At 73.7% G+C, this 15,181-nt stretch carries 17 protein-coding genes; 9 read left to right on the top strand and 8 right to left on the bottom strand.

What is annotated here, in order from left to right:
• Positions 1–18 precede the first annotated feature (18 nt).
• Both U5640_RS07390 and U5640_RS07385 read right to left on the bottom strand, forming a co-directional pair.
• The gene (locus U5640_RS07390; protein WP_340374981.1) at positions 19–792 is read right to left on the bottom strand and encodes a hypothetical protein; all 774 of its coding nucleotides are present in this window, start codon (positions 790–792) and stop codon (positions 19–21) included.
• A 109-nt stretch (positions 793–901) separates the two neighbouring features.
• Positions 902–1,147 (bottom strand): hypothetical protein, encoded by a 246-nt coding sequence (locus tag U5640_RS07385; protein WP_340374980.1) that lies wholly within the window; start codon positions 1,145–1,147, stop codon positions 902–904.
• A gap of 171 nt (positions 1,148–1,318) precedes the next feature.
• Between U5640_RS07385 and U5640_RS07380 the strand changes: the two genes are divergently transcribed.
• From U5640_RS07380 to U5640_RS07355, 6 genes are all read left to right on the top strand, one after another.
• Positions 1,319–1,582, top strand: coding sequence for a hypothetical protein (locus U5640_RS07380; RefSeq protein ID WP_340374979.1), 264 nt, complete (start codon positions 1,319–1,321; stop codon positions 1,580–1,582).
• Positions 1,579–1,944 (top strand): helix-turn-helix domain-containing protein, encoded by a 366-nt coding sequence (locus U5640_RS07375; protein ID WP_340374978.1) that lies wholly within the window; start codon positions 1,579–1,581, stop codon positions 1,942–1,944. The genes U5640_RS07380 and U5640_RS07375 overlap by 4 nt, the downstream gene beginning before the upstream one ends.
• Before the next feature lie 100 nt (positions 1,945–2,044).
• Positions 2,045–2,554, top strand: a complete 510-nt coding sequence (gene uraD / locus U5640_RS07370; protein ID WP_340374977.1) for a 2-oxo-4-hydroxy-4-carboxy-5-ureidoimidazoline decarboxylase — start codon at positions 2,045–2,047, stop codon at positions 2,552–2,554.
• A 6-nt stretch (positions 2,555–2,560) separates the two neighbouring features.
• Positions 2,561–2,971: a hydroxyisourate hydrolase gene (uraH, locus tag U5640_RS07365; protein WP_340374976.1), complete on the top strand. Its 411-nt coding sequence runs from the start codon at positions 2,561–2,563 to the stop codon at positions 2,969–2,971.
• 4 nt (positions 2,972–2,975) lie between these two features.
• Positions 2,976–3,869, top strand: coding sequence for a factor-independent urate hydroxylase (pucL, locus tag U5640_RS07360; RefSeq protein WP_340374975.1), 894 nt, complete (start codon positions 2,976–2,978; stop codon positions 3,867–3,869).
• Between the two features lie 11 nt (positions 3,870–3,880).
• Positions 3,881–5,263, top strand: coding sequence for an 8-oxoguanine deaminase (locus tag U5640_RS07355; RefSeq protein ID WP_340374974.1), 1,383 nt, complete (start codon positions 3,881–3,883; stop codon positions 5,261–5,263).
• 77 nt (positions 5,264–5,340) lie between these two features.
• Here U5640_RS07355 and U5640_RS07350 read toward each other — a convergent pair whose 3' ends face one another.
• Together U5640_RS07350 and U5640_RS07345 are read right to left on the bottom strand one after the other, a co-directional pair.
• The gene (locus U5640_RS07350) at positions 5,341–5,997 is read right to left on the bottom strand and encodes a hypothetical protein (RefSeq protein WP_340374973.1); all 657 of its coding nucleotides are present in this window, start codon (positions 5,995–5,997) and stop codon (positions 5,341–5,343) included.
• Positions 5,998–6,049: 52 nt separating this feature from the next.
• A complete protein-coding gene (locus U5640_RS07345; RefSeq protein ID WP_340374972.1) occupies positions 6,050–6,643 on the bottom strand; it encodes a histidine phosphatase family protein in 594 nt (197 codons plus the stop codon).
• Between the two features lie 189 nt (positions 6,644–6,832).
• Here U5640_RS07345 and U5640_RS07340 point away from each other — a divergent pair, with 189 nt between their 5' ends.
• Entirely contained in the window at positions 6,833–7,384 is a 552-nt protein-coding gene (locus U5640_RS07340; RefSeq protein ID WP_340374971.1) for a snapalysin family zinc-dependent metalloprotease, read from the top strand.
• 51 nt (positions 7,385–7,435) lie between these two features.
• On the opposite strand, the gene U5640_RS07335 is transcribed toward U5640_RS07340, so the two are convergent.
• Positions 7,436–8,644, bottom strand: coding sequence for a pyridoxal phosphate-dependent aminotransferase (locus tag U5640_RS07335; protein ID WP_340374970.1), 1,209 nt, complete (start codon positions 8,642–8,644; stop codon positions 7,436–7,438).
• An 87-nt stretch (positions 8,645–8,731) separates the two neighbouring features.
• Here U5640_RS07335 and U5640_RS07330 point away from each other — a divergent pair, with 87 nt between their 5' ends.
• Complete coding sequence (locus tag U5640_RS07330) at positions 8,732–9,373, top strand: helix-turn-helix domain-containing protein (RefSeq protein ID WP_340374969.1); 642 nt, start codon at positions 8,732–8,734, stop codon at positions 9,371–9,373.
• A 453-nt stretch (positions 9,374–9,826) separates the two neighbouring features.
• Here U5640_RS07330 and U5640_RS07325 read toward each other — a convergent pair whose 3' ends face one another.
• The 3 genes from U5640_RS07325 to U5640_RS07315 all read right to left on the bottom strand — a co-directional run bounded on the left by U5640_RS07325 (position 9,827) and on the right by U5640_RS07315 (position 13,531).
• Positions 9,827–10,636, bottom strand: coding sequence for a hypothetical protein (locus U5640_RS07325; RefSeq protein ID WP_340384988.1), 810 nt, complete (start codon positions 10,634–10,636; stop codon positions 9,827–9,829).
• Between the two features lie 29 nt (positions 10,637–10,665).
• Entirely contained in the window at positions 10,666–11,928 is a 1,263-nt protein-coding gene (locus U5640_RS07320; protein ID WP_340374968.1) for a VWA domain-containing protein, read from the bottom strand.
• A gap of 79 nt (positions 11,929–12,007) precedes the next feature.
• Positions 12,008–13,531: an IucA/IucC family siderophore biosynthesis protein gene (locus U5640_RS07315; protein ID WP_340374967.1), complete on the bottom strand. Its 1,524-nt coding sequence runs from the start codon at positions 13,529–13,531 to the stop codon at positions 12,008–12,010.
• 112 nt (positions 13,532–13,643) lie between these two features.
• On the opposite strand from U5640_RS07315, the gene U5640_RS07310 reads away from it, so the two are divergent.
• On the top strand, positions 13,644–15,164 hold the full coding sequence (locus U5640_RS07310; protein ID WP_340384986.1) for an IucA/IucC family protein: 1,521 nt from the start codon (positions 13,644–13,646) through the stop codon (positions 15,162–15,164).
• The last annotated feature ends 17 nt before the right edge of the window (positions 15,165–15,181 follow it).

The raw sequence follows: 15,181 nt of genomic DNA, 5'->3' as shown, positions 1-15,181 counted from the left end.
GTCCCGACGGCCGTCGCCTCAGGCGCCTCGTACGCCCCGGGCACCTCGGGCGTCGAGGGCGGCGGCCGCCGCGTTCACGGGCTGCGGACGGCCCGCGCGGTCCAGCAGGAACAGCGGGACGCGCAGCCGGTCGGCGCCGGCCCGGGCCTCGTCGGCGTACCCGGCGAGGGAGAAGTACACACAGTCCGCGGACTCGGTCATCGCCGTCAGCCACAGGCACTCCACGTCCCGCAGCGCGGCCGGGCGCACGCTCGGATCGACCTGGGCCAGCAGTCCCGGCGCGGCCAGACCGATCCCCGAGGTGGGCCGCTGATCGGCCCGCCGGACCTCGCCGTGGCCCAGCCAGCGCAGATAGAGGGCGGCCGCGGTGACCGCGTCGAGGGCGGTCCGGATGGCGACGGACCGGAAGGCGGGCCGGTGCGGCACGGCCGCCTCCGGCACCGTCTGCAGCTCCGTCTCCGTCTCCGTCTCCGTCTCCGGGTCCGATTCCGGTCCCTCGGGGTCCGCGTGCCGGGGCCGGGTCCCGCCGGTCACCGGCAGCCGCAGTGCGGTGCCGCACGGGCAGCCCAGTTCCGGGTGCGGCCACTGGCCCTCGCGGCCGCAGGAGCCGCACTGCAGGGTGACCCAGTCCTCGTCCCAGGCGCGGTGCACGACGGCCGTCGGCGCCGCCCCCGGATCGAGCGCCGGGGCGACGGGGGCACCGCACGCGCACAGATAGGTCGGCACGGTGTAGCGGCGCTCCCGCCGACAGGCCGGGCAGCGCACCGGCACGCTCTCGGACATGCCCCCCATCGTCCTCCTCGCGCCCGCTCCTGTCCGTGTCTTGACGACCTTCGGGCACCCTTTCCCTTTCCTTTCCCTTCCCTTCCTCACCGGTCGGGCCGCCGACGCTCCGACGGCGCTACGCCGGTCGCTCTCCGTGGTGCTCCGACAGCCCCGGCCAGTCGTCGGGCCCACCGCCCTGCCACTCGATGAAGTCGCTCTCCTCGAGGTCGGTCACATACAGATCGGCCAGGCGCAGGATCTCGCTCACGTCGTCCGCGTGCGTGGCGATCCCCAGGGTCTCCTCGCCCTCGGTCACCCGCCGGGAACCGTCGAGGGCCGGTGGATGCACCACGACATGCGGATGCTCCGTTGGATGTGCCATGCCTTCAGCGTCCTGCCGGCGGGGCGCATCCGCACGCGGAGGGCGACGCGGTTGTCCTGGAGCGCGTTGAGCGCCGTACGGGAGGATCGGCGGATTGACGTCGAAGCGCCCGCCCAGGTCCGTTAAGGTCGGGGTCCTGGTGAGGCCGGTCGGAGAAGGTGTGGGGGCGCGATGCGACTGAAAGTGGAGTTCACCACCGAGCCCTTCGACCTCGACGAGGCGCCCGCGCACGCGCTGGTCGCCCGCGAGGTGATCGAGGCCGCCGGCCTGGACGGCGTCGACGTCGGGCCGTTCGGCAACACCGCGGAGGGCGGCACCGAGGCCGTGATCGCCGCGGTCGACGCCCTGCTGCGCCGCTCGCTCGGTGCGGGCGCCACCCGGATCACCCTCCAGGTCAACGTCGTGGACACGGCCGCCGACGGGGAGGGCGCGTGACCGGCGGCGACGAGCCCTTCATCGCGGCCGTGAAGCCGCTGGTCGACGCCATGGGCGGCGAGATGCTCCCGCCCGACGAGGCCGGCCCCGACGACGTGGTCCTCGCCTGGGAGGGCGCCGACGTGGTCGCCGTGCGGCTGCCGCAGCTCGCCGACTCCCTCGACCACATCCTGGCCGCCCTGGAGCGCAGGAAGGGCAAGCCCCTCGCCGACCTGGACCGCAAGGCCAAGCAGGAGGTCGTCCGGATGCTCGAGGCGCGCGGCGCCTTCTCCGTGCGGCACGGCGTGGAGACCGTGGCGAGCGCCCTCGGCGTGAGTCGCTTCACCGTCTACAACTACCTCAACCGGGAGAAGGGGGTCTGAGGCGCGGACCGCGCCGCGGGCCGCTCGCGGGGGCTCCCCGTAACCCGGAATTTTCAACAAAGTGTTGACGCCGCCTCGTGGGGAGGCGTTAGCTGACCTTGTGACTTCGACTCCGACGCCCCCGGGCCTGGCCCGGTTCAACGGCCTGGAGGAGCGCGCGGCCGCCGCCGCCCTCCACGAGGCGTGCGCGTCCGCCGCCTGGGGACGGCGCCTGCTCGCCGGCCGCCCCTACGCCGACGTCGACGCCCTGTACGCCGCGAACGACGCCGCCATGGCGGAGCTGACCGAGGCCGACCTGGCGGAGGCGATGGCCGGGCATCCGCCGATCGGACGCCCCGCCCCCGGCGATCCGGCCTCCGCCCGCGAGCAGCGCGGCATGGCCGGGGCCTCCGCGGACCTCAAGGCCGAGATGCTCGCCCTCAACCTGGCCTACCAGGAGAAGTTCGGGCAGGTGTTCCTGATCTGCGCCACCGGCCGTACCGGTGCCGAGATGCGCGACGCCGCCCGCGAGCGCCTCGGCAACACGCCGGAGCGGGAACGCGAGATCGTCCGCACCGAACTGGGCAGGATCAACCGCATCCGTCTCGCCCGACTCGCCGAAGAGGACTGACGCAGGATGAGCACCAGCACCACGGCCTCCGTGTCCACGCACATCCTGGACACCAGCGCCGGCCGTCCCGCCCGGGGCGTCGCCGTCCGCCTCTCCGCCCTCTCCGCCCTCTCCGCCCGGACGGGCGGGGCGGCGACGTGGCAGGAGCTCGGCGGCTCCGCGACCGACGCGGACGGCCGGTGCAAGGACCTCCCGGCGCTGCCGGAAGGAGTCACCCACGTACGGCTCGACTTCCTGGTGGAGCCGTACCTCGCCCAGAAGCAAGCCGATGCGCAGCAGGACGCCCCCGCGAACCGGGGCAGCGGTGCCGTGTTCTTCCCCGAGGTCGTCGTCACCTTCGCGGTGGAGCCCGGCGAGCACTACCACGTACCGCTGCTGCTCAACCCGTTCGGCTACTCCGTTTACCGAGGGAGCTAGCTAGATGCCCATCCTGGGACCGAACCAGTACGGCAAGGCCGAGAACCGGGTCGTGAAGATCACGCGGGACGGCGCCACCCACCACATCAGGGACCTCAACGTGTCCGTGTCGCTGAGCGGCGACATGGACGAGGTCCACTACTCCGGCTCCAACGCAAACGTCCTGCCGACCGACACCACCAAGAACACGGTGTACGCGTTCGCCAAGGAACACGGCATCGACTCCCCGGAGCAGTTCGGCATCCACCTCGCCCGGCACTTCGTGGCCGGCCAGGACGCCATCCACCGCGCCCGCGTCCGTGTCGAGGAGTACGCCTGGGAGCGCATCGAGCACTCCGGGAGGGGCGCCCACTCCTTCGTGCGCAAGGGGCAGGAGACCCGGCTCACCCAGGTCACCCACGACGGCTCGTCCTGGGAGGTCGTCTCCGGCCTCAAGGACCTGACCGTGATGAACTCGACCGACTCCGAGTTCCGGGGCTACGTCAAGGACGCGTACACGACCCTCCCCGAGGCCTCCGACCGGATCCTCGCCACCGACGTCTCGGCCCGCTGGCGCTTCGGCTGGAGCGACGACGCCGACCAAGCGCCGGACTGGGACGCGTCGTACGCTCAGGTGAAGGGGCATCTGCTGCGGTCCTTCGCCGAGACGTACTCGCGCTCGCTCCAGCAGACCCTCTACGCGATGGGCGCGCGGATCATCGACCACCGTGACGAGATCGACGAGGTCCGCTTCTCCCTCCCGAACAAGCACCACTTCCTGGTGGACCTGGCGCCGTTCGGGCTGAAGAACGACAACGAGGTGTACCTCGCCGCCGACCGCCCCTACGGCCTGATCGAGGCCACCGTCCTCAGGGACGGCCAGGAGGCGAGGATCCCGGCGGACCTCACCAACCTCTGAAGGACGGATCCATGGCAGCAGCCCTCCAGCGCGTCGTCATCGAGAACTGCGCGGTCGCGACCGTCGACGCCGACGACACCGAGTACGCGGACGGACACCTCGTCCTGGCCGGCAACCGCATCGAGGCGGTCGGCGCGGGCCCGGCCCCCGAGGGCCTGGACAACGTCGTACGCCGTATCGACGCCACCGGCCATCTGGCCACCCCCGGCCTGGTCAACACCCATCACCACTTCTACCAGTGGATCACCCGGGGCCTGGCCACGGACCACAACCTCTTCGACTGGCTGGTCGCCCTGTACCCGACCTGGGCGCGCATCGACGAGCCGATGGTCCGGGCGGCGGCCCAGGGATCGCTGGCGATGATGGCCCGGGGCGGTGTCACCACCGCCATGGACCACCACTACGTCTTCCCCCGCGGCTCCGGCGACCTCTCCGGCGCGATCATCGGCGCCGCCCGGGACATGGGCGTCCGCTTCACCCTGGCCCGCGGCTCGATGGACCGCAGTGAGAAGGACGGCGGACTGCCCCCGGACTTCGCCGTCGAGACCCTCGACGCGGCCCTCGCCGCCACCGAGGAGACCGTCGCCGAGCACCACGACGCCTCCTTCGACGCGATGACCCAGGTCGCCGTGGCGCCCTGCTCGCCCTTCTCCGTCTCCACCGAACTCCTGCGGCAGGGCGCCGAGCTGGGCCGCCGGCTCGGGGTGCGGCTGCACACCCACGGCTCGGAGACGGTCGAGGAGGAGAAGTTCTGCCACGAACTGTTCGGCATGGGCCCGACCGACTACTTCGAGTCCACCGGCTGGCTCGGCGAGGACGTGTGGATGGCGCACTGCGTCCACATGAACGACTCCGACATCGACGCCTTCGCCCGGACGGGGACGGGGGTCGCCCACTGCCCGTCGTCCAACGCCCGGCTGGCCGCCGGCATCGCCCGCGTCCCCGACATGCTCGCCGCCGGTGTCCCGGTCGGCCTCGGCGTGGACGGCACGGCGTCCAACGAGTCCGGCGAACTCCACACCGAACTGCGCAACGCCCTCCTGGTCAACCGCCTCGGCGCCCACCGCGAGGCAGCCCTGACCGCCCGTCAGGCCCTGCGGCTCGGCACCCACGGCGGCGCCCGGGTACTGGGCCGGGACCGCGAGATCGGCTCCCTGGAACCGGGCAAGCTCGCCGACCTGGTGCTGTGGCGGCTGGACACCCTCGCCCACGCCTCCATCGCCGACCCGGTCGCCGCGCTGGTGCTCGGTGCCGCCGCCCCCGTCACCGCGTCCTTCGTGAACGGCCGTCAGATCGTGGAGAACGGCCGGCTGCTCACCGCCGACGAGGACGCGATCGCCCGCACGACCCGCGAGGAGGCACGGCGGCTGGCGCGCATCACCGGGCGCGACTGACCGGACCACCGGCTGGGCGGTCCCCACCCGGCTCACGTCACGGGGCCGGCTCCTCCCGCATCGCCCGGACGCCCCCCTCACACCCGGCGCGGTGAAGCCAGCAGATAGCGGGCCCTGGTCCGGGGGTCGGTGTGCTCGCCGACGTGCCAGCCCGCCTTCTCCAGGGTCGCCGCACAGGCGCCCAGCGCCGCCTCGTCCGGGCCGCGCACGGCGACGGCCTCCGGCTGGGGGGTCGCCCGGACCCGGTAGCCGTCGGTCTCCGGCCCCGCGGGGCGGTGCCCGCCGGCCTCCAGGGCGAGGGCGGCGGCCTGCACCAGATGGGTGCGCTCCCAGCCGCAGGGGCGGTCCACCGATCCGTCCCGGTGGGTCATCCGGCGCAGCTCCAGCAGGCCCTCCCAGGCGCTGTGCACCTCGCGCGCCCGGGCCGGGCCGTCCGCACCGGTGTCCTCCTCGCCGCCGACCCGCGCGGCGAACGTCCCGGCGCCGGTCCCCTGCCGCGGCGGCGCGGCCCCCGTCGGCCCGGTCGCTGTGCCGGTCTCCGTGCCCGTCTCGGTCTCCCGCATCCGGTGGCCCGCCGGCGTCAGGAAGTGGTCGTGCGGCGGGCGTGGATGCCGGAAGGCGAGCCCCCGCCGAACCAGCGCCGCGAGCTGGGCCTCGGTGCCCCTGAGCCGGCCCGTGACCGGTTCGGCGGTGTCGATCACCCGCCGCTGCGCGGCGGTCGGCGGTCGGGTCACGGTCTCTGCTCCCCCCTGTCGGGTCCGGCCCGGCGACGGGCCCACTCGAAGGCTACGGCCCGGGTCTGACATTCCAGGCGGCGATCACGGGCCGCCCGTGCTCCGTGCCCAGCCGGCCCAGGGTGCCGGTGGTGAGCCGGAACAGCGCCCCGGCCGAGGGGGCGAGTCCCAGGTAGCGGGCGGTCAGGACCCGCAGGAAGTGCCCGTGCGCCACCAGTGCCACCTCCCCGTCGGCACCGGGCGCCCGCACCCGCGCGAGCACGCGGTCGGCCCGCTCGCCGACCTGCTCGGGTGTCTCCCCGGGATGCTCGGGCGGGCCGGGTGCCACCCCGTCGTCGAACAGGAACCAGCCGGGCCGTCCCCGCTGGATCTCGACGGTCGTGACGCCCTCGTAGCCGCCGTAGTCCCACTCCCGCAGATCGGGGTCGACGCGGGCGCCGTACAGTCCGGCCAGTTCCGCCGTCTCACGGGCCCGCCCCAGCGGGCTGACGTACGCGGTGCCGATCCGCAGCGATCCGATCAGCGCCGTCAGCCGCCGTGCCTCGTCCCGCCCGTGCTCGGTCAGCGGAACGTCCGTCCAGCCCGTGTGCCGCCCGGACCGCGACCACTCGGTCTCACCGTGCCGGACGAGGAGGAGATCGGCCACGTCTGTCAGCGTACGACGGCGGGGTCCGGGCCGCCTGCGCTGCCCGCGGTGCCCGTCCGGCCGGAGGCGGGGAGACGGACCACGGACCGGCGATACCGGCCAACCGCCGCGCGAATCGGCCGGAAGCCGCGTTGAGGATCACGCGCGGGGCTTCCAGCCTCCGTTGGCAGTCGATTGGAGGCGCTCTCTGTGGCTCGGGCACTGAACCTGCTGTCGGCGGCGGTCCTCGCGTCCGGCGTTCTGGTGGGCGTGAGCACGCCGGCGAACGCGGCGGACCCGGCACCCGAGGTCATCCCGATCGACCTTCTGCCGGCCGGCTCCTACACGGACGCGGCCCGCGAGGCGATCACGATCTGGAACACGGCGGTTCCGTCGATCGAGTTCGTCGAACAGGACACTCCGGCGGCGCTGCGGGTCATGGAGTACAAGACGGCCAGGGGCGTCCAGTCCCACGTCAACATCAAGGGCGCGGGCCGGGGGTGGGTCTGCCTCGAGGTCGGGGACGCCCAGTTGTACAAGCCGTCTCGGATCGTCGTCCACGAGTTGGGCCACATCCTGTCGCTGCCCGACCTCGGCCCGGGCAGCCCGTGCTCCAAGGTGATGTCGGGCGCCCGGGGAGGATCGGACTGCGTCAACGTCGAGCCGGACGCCGCGGAGAAGGCCGCCGTCAGGGACTTCTTCGCGGTCAACGACGTGGGCGACCGGGTTCCGTGGTGGGGGTCGGGACTCGCCGCACGGTGAAGCCCCGGCGTCCGGTCCCGCCCGGTGCGTGGGCACCGGGCGAGGCCGTCCCTACTGCCGGTAGCCGCTGAGGAAGCGTCCGATCCGCCCGATCGCCGTCTCCAGGTCCTCCGCGTGCGGGAGGGTCAGGATGCGGAAGTGGTCGGGCGTGGGCCAGTTGAAGCCCGTGCCCTGGACCACCTGGATCTTCTCCTGGAGCAGCAGGTCCAGGACGAACCTCTCGTCGTCGTGGATCGGGTGGACCTTGGGGTCGATGCGCGGGAACGCGTACAGCGCGCCCTTCGGCTTCACACAGGACACGCCCGGGATCTCGTTCAGCTTCTCCCAGGCCACGTTGCGCTGTTCGTGCAGCCTGCCGCCCGGCGTGGTGAGATCGCGGATCGACTGCCGGCCGCCGAGCGCGGCCTGGATGGCGTACTGGGCGGGCGCGTTGGCGCACAGCCGCATGGAGGCCAGCATGGTCAGGCCCTCCAGGTAGTCGCGCGCGTGCTGCCGGGGGCCCGTCACCACCAGCCAGCCCGAGCGGAAGCCCGCCACCCGGTACGTCTTCGACAGCCCGCAGAAGGTCAGCACGACCAGGTCCGGGGCGAGCGCCGCGGCCGAGTGGTGCACGGCGTCGTCGTACAGGATCTGGTCGTAGATCTCGTCGGCGAAGACCATCAGGCCGTGCCGGCGGGCGAGGTCGAGGATGCCCTCGACGATCTCCTTCGGGTAGACCGCGCCGGTGGGGTTGTTGGGGTTGATGATGACCACGGCCTTGGTGCGGTCCGTGATCTTCGAGGCCATGTCGTCCAGGTCGGGGTACCAGTCGGCCTGCTCGTCGCAGAGGTAGTGGACCGCCTTGCCGCCGGCGAGGGTGGTCACCGCCGTCCACAGGGGGAAGTCGGGGGCGGGGATGAGGATCTCGTCGCCGTCCTCGACCAGCGCCTGTACGGCCATCGCGATCAGCTCGGAGATGCCGTTGCCGAGGAAGACGTCGTCGACGCCGACCTCCAGGCCGAGGGTCTGGTAGCGCTGGGCCACGGCGCGGCGGGCGGAGAGGATGCCGCGCGAGTCGGTGTAACCGTGCGCCTTCGGCAGCATCCGGATCATGTCCTGGAGGATCTCCTCCGGCGCCTCGAAACCGAACAGCGCGGGGTTGCCGGTGTTCAGGCGGAGCACGCTGTGGCCCGCCTCCTCCAGCGCGTTGGCGTGCTCGACCACCGGGCCGCGGATCTCGTAGCAGACCTCGCTGAGCTTGTTCGACTGCCGGAACTCCATGCGCGCTCGCCCCTCCGGTTTCGTGTGTTGCTTGGTTTTACCAAGTTCGAGCTTGGAAAGTCCAACGACATGTCTAGACTGCGTCGCATGTCACCTCGTCGAAGCTACGACCAGTACTGTTCCGCCGCCCGCGCGCTCGACGCCGTCGGGGACCGCTGGACCCTGCTGATCGTCCGGGAGCTGCTCGCGGGCCCGCGCCGGTACACGGACCTGCACGCCGATCTGCCGGGCGTCAGCACGGACGTGCTCGCCGGCCGGCTGAGGGACATGGAACGCGACGGACTGGCCACCCGGCGCCGGCTGCCCCCGCCGGGTGCCGCCTACGTCTACGAACTCTCGCCGCGCGGACGGGAGTTGTTGCCGGTGCTCCAGGCGCTGGGCCGGTGGGGCGAGGGCGAACTCGGTGAGCGCCGCCCCACCGACGCGGTCCGCGCCCACTGGTTCGCCCTGCCCCTGCTGCGGGCGCTGGAACGTGAGGGGTTCAGGGACGTCCAGCTCGTCGAAGTCCACCTGGACGAAGGGGACTTCCACCTCCACGTCGGCGCCCAGGACGGCCCGGTCCACGGCGAGGGGCCCGCCCCCCGGGAGCCCGACGCCCGGCTGGCACTGGACGCCGCCACCTGCGCGGCCGTGGCCCGGGGGCAGTCGGGGGTGCTGGAGGCGGTGCGCGCCGGACGGATCGCCGTCAGCGGGGAGGGGACCCTCGCCAAAGCGTTGCGCGAGGCGTGACCCGCGAGCCGGCACCGGGGCCCGGTCGCGGGACCGGGTCGTACCGAAAGGCCCACCACCGCAGGGTGATGGGCCTCGGGTCGGGCGTCGGGAGTGCGGTCAGGCGCCCGGGGGTGGCGGTACGTGCCGTGGTCGTCCCGAGCCGCGTGTCAGCGTGTAGCTGCCGATGCCGGCCGGTGCGGCCGGGGTCGCGCGCCGGTCGCCGTCCGCGCCTGGCGGTCCGAAAGGCCCACCACCGCAGGGTGATGGGCCTCGGGTCGGGCGTCGGGAGTGCGGTCAGGCGCCCGGGGGTGGCGGTACGTGCCGTGGTCGTCCCGAGCCGCGTGTCAGCGTGTAGCTGCCGATGCCGGCCGGTGCGGCCGGGGTCGCGCGCCGGTCGCCGTCCGCGCCTGGCGGTCCGAAAGGCCCACCACCGCAGGGTGATGGGCCTCGGGTCGGGCGTCGGGAGTGCGGTCAGGCGCCCGGGGGTGGCGGTACGTGCCGTGGTCGTCCCGAGCCGCGTGTCAGCGTGTAGCCGCCGATGCCGGCCAGCGCGGCCAGGATCGCGCCGATCGCCGTCCACACCCAGCGGTCGGACCACCAGCCGGAGGCCCAGCCGTCGTCCGGCTCGATGCTGGACAGCACGGCCGTCGCCGACGAATCCTTCTCCTCCTGTGCGGACCTGGCGGCGATGCCCGGGACGAGCGGCTTCGCCAGCGAGCCGTCCACGGCCGCCGAGCCGCCGATGTCCTTGGAGTCGACGCGCAGTTCGGCGTTCACCGGCTGGCCCAGATCGGCCGCCTTCAGGCCGACGGCCGTCAGCCGGACGTAGTACGTGCCCGGCAGCGGATCGTTCGCCCAAGGCTCCGACCAGGCGCGGACCGTGCGCAGCACGCACGCCAGGTCCACGGTCGCCGCGTCCTGCGCGGCGGTGCGCGTCTGGGCGCCGTACTGGCAGGCCTGACGGCGCCGCAGACCGTCGTACACATCGATCTGCCAGGTCTGCGCGAGGTGCGAGTCGGGCAGCTTCACCGTCGCCTTCACGGTGGGCCGCCGGCCCGAGTCCGCCGGGAACGACCAGTACAGGTAGTCACCCGTGGAAGCGCTCGCGGTGGCCGTCTGACCCTGCTCGACCTCCGCCGCCGTACGGAAGGAGGTGCCCGCCGAGGTCGGCGCGGCGCTCTCGCCGGAGGGGCTCGCGGAGGGCGAGGAGTCGGCGGCGGCCGGTCCGGCCGCCAGGCCCAGCGCCAGCAGCGCGCCGCCCAGCACTCGTGTCATCCGCATCGGTGTCATCCGCATCGGTGTCATCCGCATCAGTTGGTCCTCCAGACCGCGACACGCCAGCGCGACAGCCAGCCCCAGATCAGTCCCGCGAGGAAGCCGGTCAGCACCAGCAGGCCGAGCAGCCACCAGCCGCGCCCGAGACCGAACGACGCCACGTCGCTCGCCTGCGACGGCGCGTCGACCACGTCCACGGTCAGCTCCACCGGCATACCGGGGGTGGTCTTCACCCCGGCGCCCGCCGAGAAGGAGTTCGTCACCTGGAGGCAGACCGTCTCGGCCGGGGCGTCCTCGTCGTCGCTCTCCGCCTTCGGGTAGCGCAGACCGGTCGAGACCACGTCGGTACGGCCGGTGCCCGCCGCCTCGCCGCGCACGATCTCCCGCCCGTGCACCGAGACCGCGCGCAGCAGCACCCCGTAGTCCGGGTTCATCGCCCGGTCGGAGGCCACGCTCACCGAGGCCCGCAGCTCCTGGCCCGGCTCGACGTCCACCCGGTACCAGCGCTCCTGGCCGAACTCCTCGCGGTCGGTGTACAGGCCCGACTTCAGCTCGGGCGCGGCCGAGCAGGAGTCCTTGCCCTCGACGGCGACCGGCGTCACCACCGGGTCGGCCGCCCGGTCCACCAACTGGTTGACCTTGTCGGTGAGTTCCTCGGTGTGTTCGACCGAGGTGTACGTGCCGCCGGTGGCCTCGGCGATACAGCTGAGCTGCTGGCGCATCTTCGTGTTGGGCACCAGGCCCAGGGTGTCGATGGTCAGGCCGATGCCCTTGGCCGCGATCTCGCGGGCCACCTCGCACGGGTCGAGCGGCGCACAGGTGTCCTCGCCGTCGCTGATCAGCACGATCCGCTTGGAGCCGGTGCCGCCGTCGAGGTCGTCGGCCGCCTTCAGCAGCGCGGGGCCGATCGGCGTCCAGCCGGTGGGGGACAGGGTCGCCACCGCCGCCTTGGCCTCGGTGCGGTCCACCTGGCCGACCGGGTAGAGCTGCGCGGTGTCCTTGCAGCCCGTCTTCTGGTCGTCGCCCGGGTAGTTGGCGCCGAGGGTGCGGATGCCGAGGAGGACGGTCTCCGGGGTCGCGTCCAGCACCTCGTTGAACGCCTGCTTGGCCGCGGCCATGCGCGTCCCGCCGTCGATGTCCTTCGTCCGCATCGAGCCGCTGACGTCGAGGACCAGGTCGACCTTGGGCGCGAGGGCGGTGGTCTCGTCGGCGGCCGCCCCGGCCGGGAACGCGAGCCCGGCCGAGAGCGCGGCGAGCAGGGCGCACACGCCCGCCGCCAGCCGTTGTGTTCTGATCATCGGCGGATCTTATTGATCAGGGGTGTCCCGCCACAAAACGGGGCCGGCAAGAGCGGGCGAACAGTGACCGGACATACCATCAGTTATTGTCCGAGTCGAGAGGGTTGGGCAGTCCGGCCCACTGGTCCCCGGGGGTGCCGGGCGAGAGCCGCATCAGCGTCAGCGCCTTCGCCGGCAGCGGCCGCTGGCACAGCGCCACCAGATCGGGGGTGCGCGGCAGGTCCCGTACGGCCGTGCCGAGCGCCGCCCCCAGGGCCGTGCCGCTGCCCGCCGTCGCCGCCAGCGACCCCGCCACCAGCGAGCCGAACAGCTTGCGCCGCAGTGCCGACTCGTCGTCGGTGAGGATCCGCGCGGGCAGCCCGTCGGGCAGCGCCACGCCGTGCCGGGCCAGCCGGGCGGGGCCGACGCGGATGTCGGCGAGATCGCGGTAGACCAGCCGCAACGGGGCCCCCGACGCCGACACCACGAGCAGCAGATTCTGGCCGTGCGCCTCCAGTGCCACCCCCAGCTCCAGCAGCCGCAGCCCCACGGCGAGCGACAGCCGGGCGAACTGCGCCGTCCAGGCCGGCGACGCGGGCAGCCCGGTGCCGGCGAGCGCGGCGACCGGGACGACGTGCTCGCCCGGACCGGCGTACACCGCCGGCGACTCCCGCAGCACGGCGGCGAGTTCGGGGGAGTGGGGGGTGGCCGCGCCGAGGGTGCGCGTGACGTGCAGCAGCCCGTCCGTGCGCGCGGCGAGCGTCTCCGCGAACGCCGACAGGGCCGCCGATGCGGCCACCGACCCCACGGAGATGTCCCGCACCGAGGACGTCAGCCGGGCGCTCAGCGAGGTCTTCACATGCGGCGCCTTCACCTGCGGCCCGCCCGGCAGCGCCAGCGTCCGCAGCGACATCAGGGGATGCGCCGGCAACTCCTGCCCCCCGGACCGCTTCAGGACATGCGCCGCCTGCCACGGATGCACCGGGATCAGCAGCCGCTCCCCGTCCCGCAGGTCCTCGGGCCAGCCACCCGACACCAGGCACTCCCCGGCCGGCACCGGTACCAGCCCCAGCCGCACCACCGGCCGGTGCTCCGGACCGTACGCTAGCTGCTCCGCGATCGAAAAGCCCGGCCGGGACCGGCAGTTGGGGTGGTACGGATGCCCGTCGACCACGCGCTGCTCCCACTCCCAGCCGTGCGCCGGCCAGGGGGACGTCACGGGCTCCTGCGCGGCCCGCGACAGCGCGAGCGAGGCCGCGCTGTGCCCCAGCTCGGCGGCGAAACCCCCGCCGTGGGGCACCGCCAGCGCCGTCATCAGGCGCGCCGGATCGTCGTACGCCACCGAGTCCAGCCGTACCTCGGTCACATACCCGGCAGTCGCGTAAGGGTCGGCGCGCGGGCCGTGCAGCCGGCGCCCGTCCGCCAGCTGCAGCACGAGCTCGTCCCCGCCGGGCTCCCGGCCGGTGATCCACGGCAGCGGCTCGTGCGCCAGGGCCCGCCACAGCCGGGTCAGCACGGCCGCCCGGGCGCCGGGCAGCGCAGCGGCGTACCGGGGGACGAGGTCCGGACGCAGCGCCGAGAGTTCGGCGGCCACCTCGGCCTCGGCGGAGTGCGGTCGGTCCACGGGTGGGCTCCTCGGAGTGCGGGTACGTCAGTCACGGAGGGGCCGCGACGACAGCGATACTGATCGTCTCCGCCCAGCAGAACCGTAGGGAACGAGTACACGCGTGGACGTCATCCCCCCGCCCGCCGAGGCCGCCGGGCCCGCCGACCCCGCCGTGGACGAGGGCCTGGCCGACGCCTGCGCGGTCGCGCCGCTGCTCAACTGTCTCCTGCGGGAGGTGGCCGAGCCGCTGCCCGGACCCCCCGGGACGGACGGCGGGCGGGTCTACCGGCTGCCCGGCACCGGCCGGCTGCTGCGGGTGCGCGGCACCCGCCGCCCCGCCGGACCCGAGCTGCGCGCGGCGGACTCCTGGCAGCCGCTCGGCCACGCCGAACTCGTCAAACTGGTCGCCGAGGAGCTGCGCCGCCACACCGGCCTCTCCAACCACGAACTGCCCGCCGAGATGATCGACAGCCGCGACGCGGTCGCCGCGCTGCTCGCCGCACGCACCCGTGCCACCCCGCCCGCCGACCCCTATCTGCTCTCCGAACAGTCCCTTGTCACCGGCCACTCCCACCACCCCGCCCCCAAGGCGCGCGGCGGCGGCCCGGTGGCCGGCTGGCTGCCGTACGCCCCGGAGGCCCACGCCCGTTTCCCCCTGGTCCTCCTGGCCGTCCGCGAGGACCTGGTCGTCGAGGAGGGGGACACCCGCGCGCTCGACGCCCTCGGCGAGGCCCCGGCCGGCTACCGGCTGCTGCCCGCCCACCCCTGGCAGCTCGACCTCACCACCCCGGAACTGGCCGCCGCGTTCGCCGACGGCCGCCTGCTGCGGCTCGGCACGACCTCCTTCGAGACCTGGCCGACGGCCGCCGTGCGCACCGTGTACGCGCCCGGCCGCGACCTGTTCCTGAAGTTCAGCCTCGATGTGCGCATCACCAACGACGTCCGCCGGCTGTGGCGGCACGACCTGCGGAAGCTGCGCCGCACCGACGCGGCCGTCACCCGTGCCTTCGCCGCCCTGGGCGGTCCGGCGGCCTGGCTCAGCGACCGCGGCTACCGCACCGCGTCCTTCGCCTTCGAGGAACTCGCCGTCCTGGTCCGCGACGGCCTCGGCGGCCCCGTGCTCCCCGGCGCCACCCCGCTGCTCGCGGCGGCCCTCACCGAGGGGTTCACGGGCAGCCCGCTCGACACCGCGACGGACCCGGCGGCCTGGTGGGAGGCGTATCTGCGGGCCGTCGTGCCGCCCGCCCTCACGGTCTTCGCCGAGCACGGCGTCGTCCTGGAGGCACACCTGCAGAACACACTGGTCGCCGTCGACGCGGCCGGCCTGCCGGTGCAGGCGCTGTTCCGGGACGCCGAGGGCGTCAAGCTCCTCACCGACGTGGAGCGGGCGGCCGGCTGGGAGCGGCTGGTGTACTGCCTTCTCGTCAACCACCTCACCGAGATCGCCGCCGCCCTCGCCGAGCGGCACCCCGGCCTCGACCCCTGGCCCGCCGTCCGCCGCGAGCTGGCCCGCCACCCCCTGCCCGAGGCGCACGCCCTGCTCACCGCCCCCACCCTGCCCGGCAAGACGAACCTGCTGCTGCGCTGGACCGGCGCGGACGGCGCGGACGCCCGCTACCTCCCGCTCCCGAACCCGCTGGCCTGTACATGATCTGAATTAAGGTGGGG

This window comes from Streptomyces sp. SS7, from assembly GCF_037993025.1.
Classification (GTDB): Bacteria; Actinomycetota; Actinomycetes; order Streptomycetales; family Streptomycetaceae; genus Streptomyces.
Note: the sequence above shows the minus strand (reverse complement) of the source record. Positions and strands in the feature narration are given on the sequence as shown.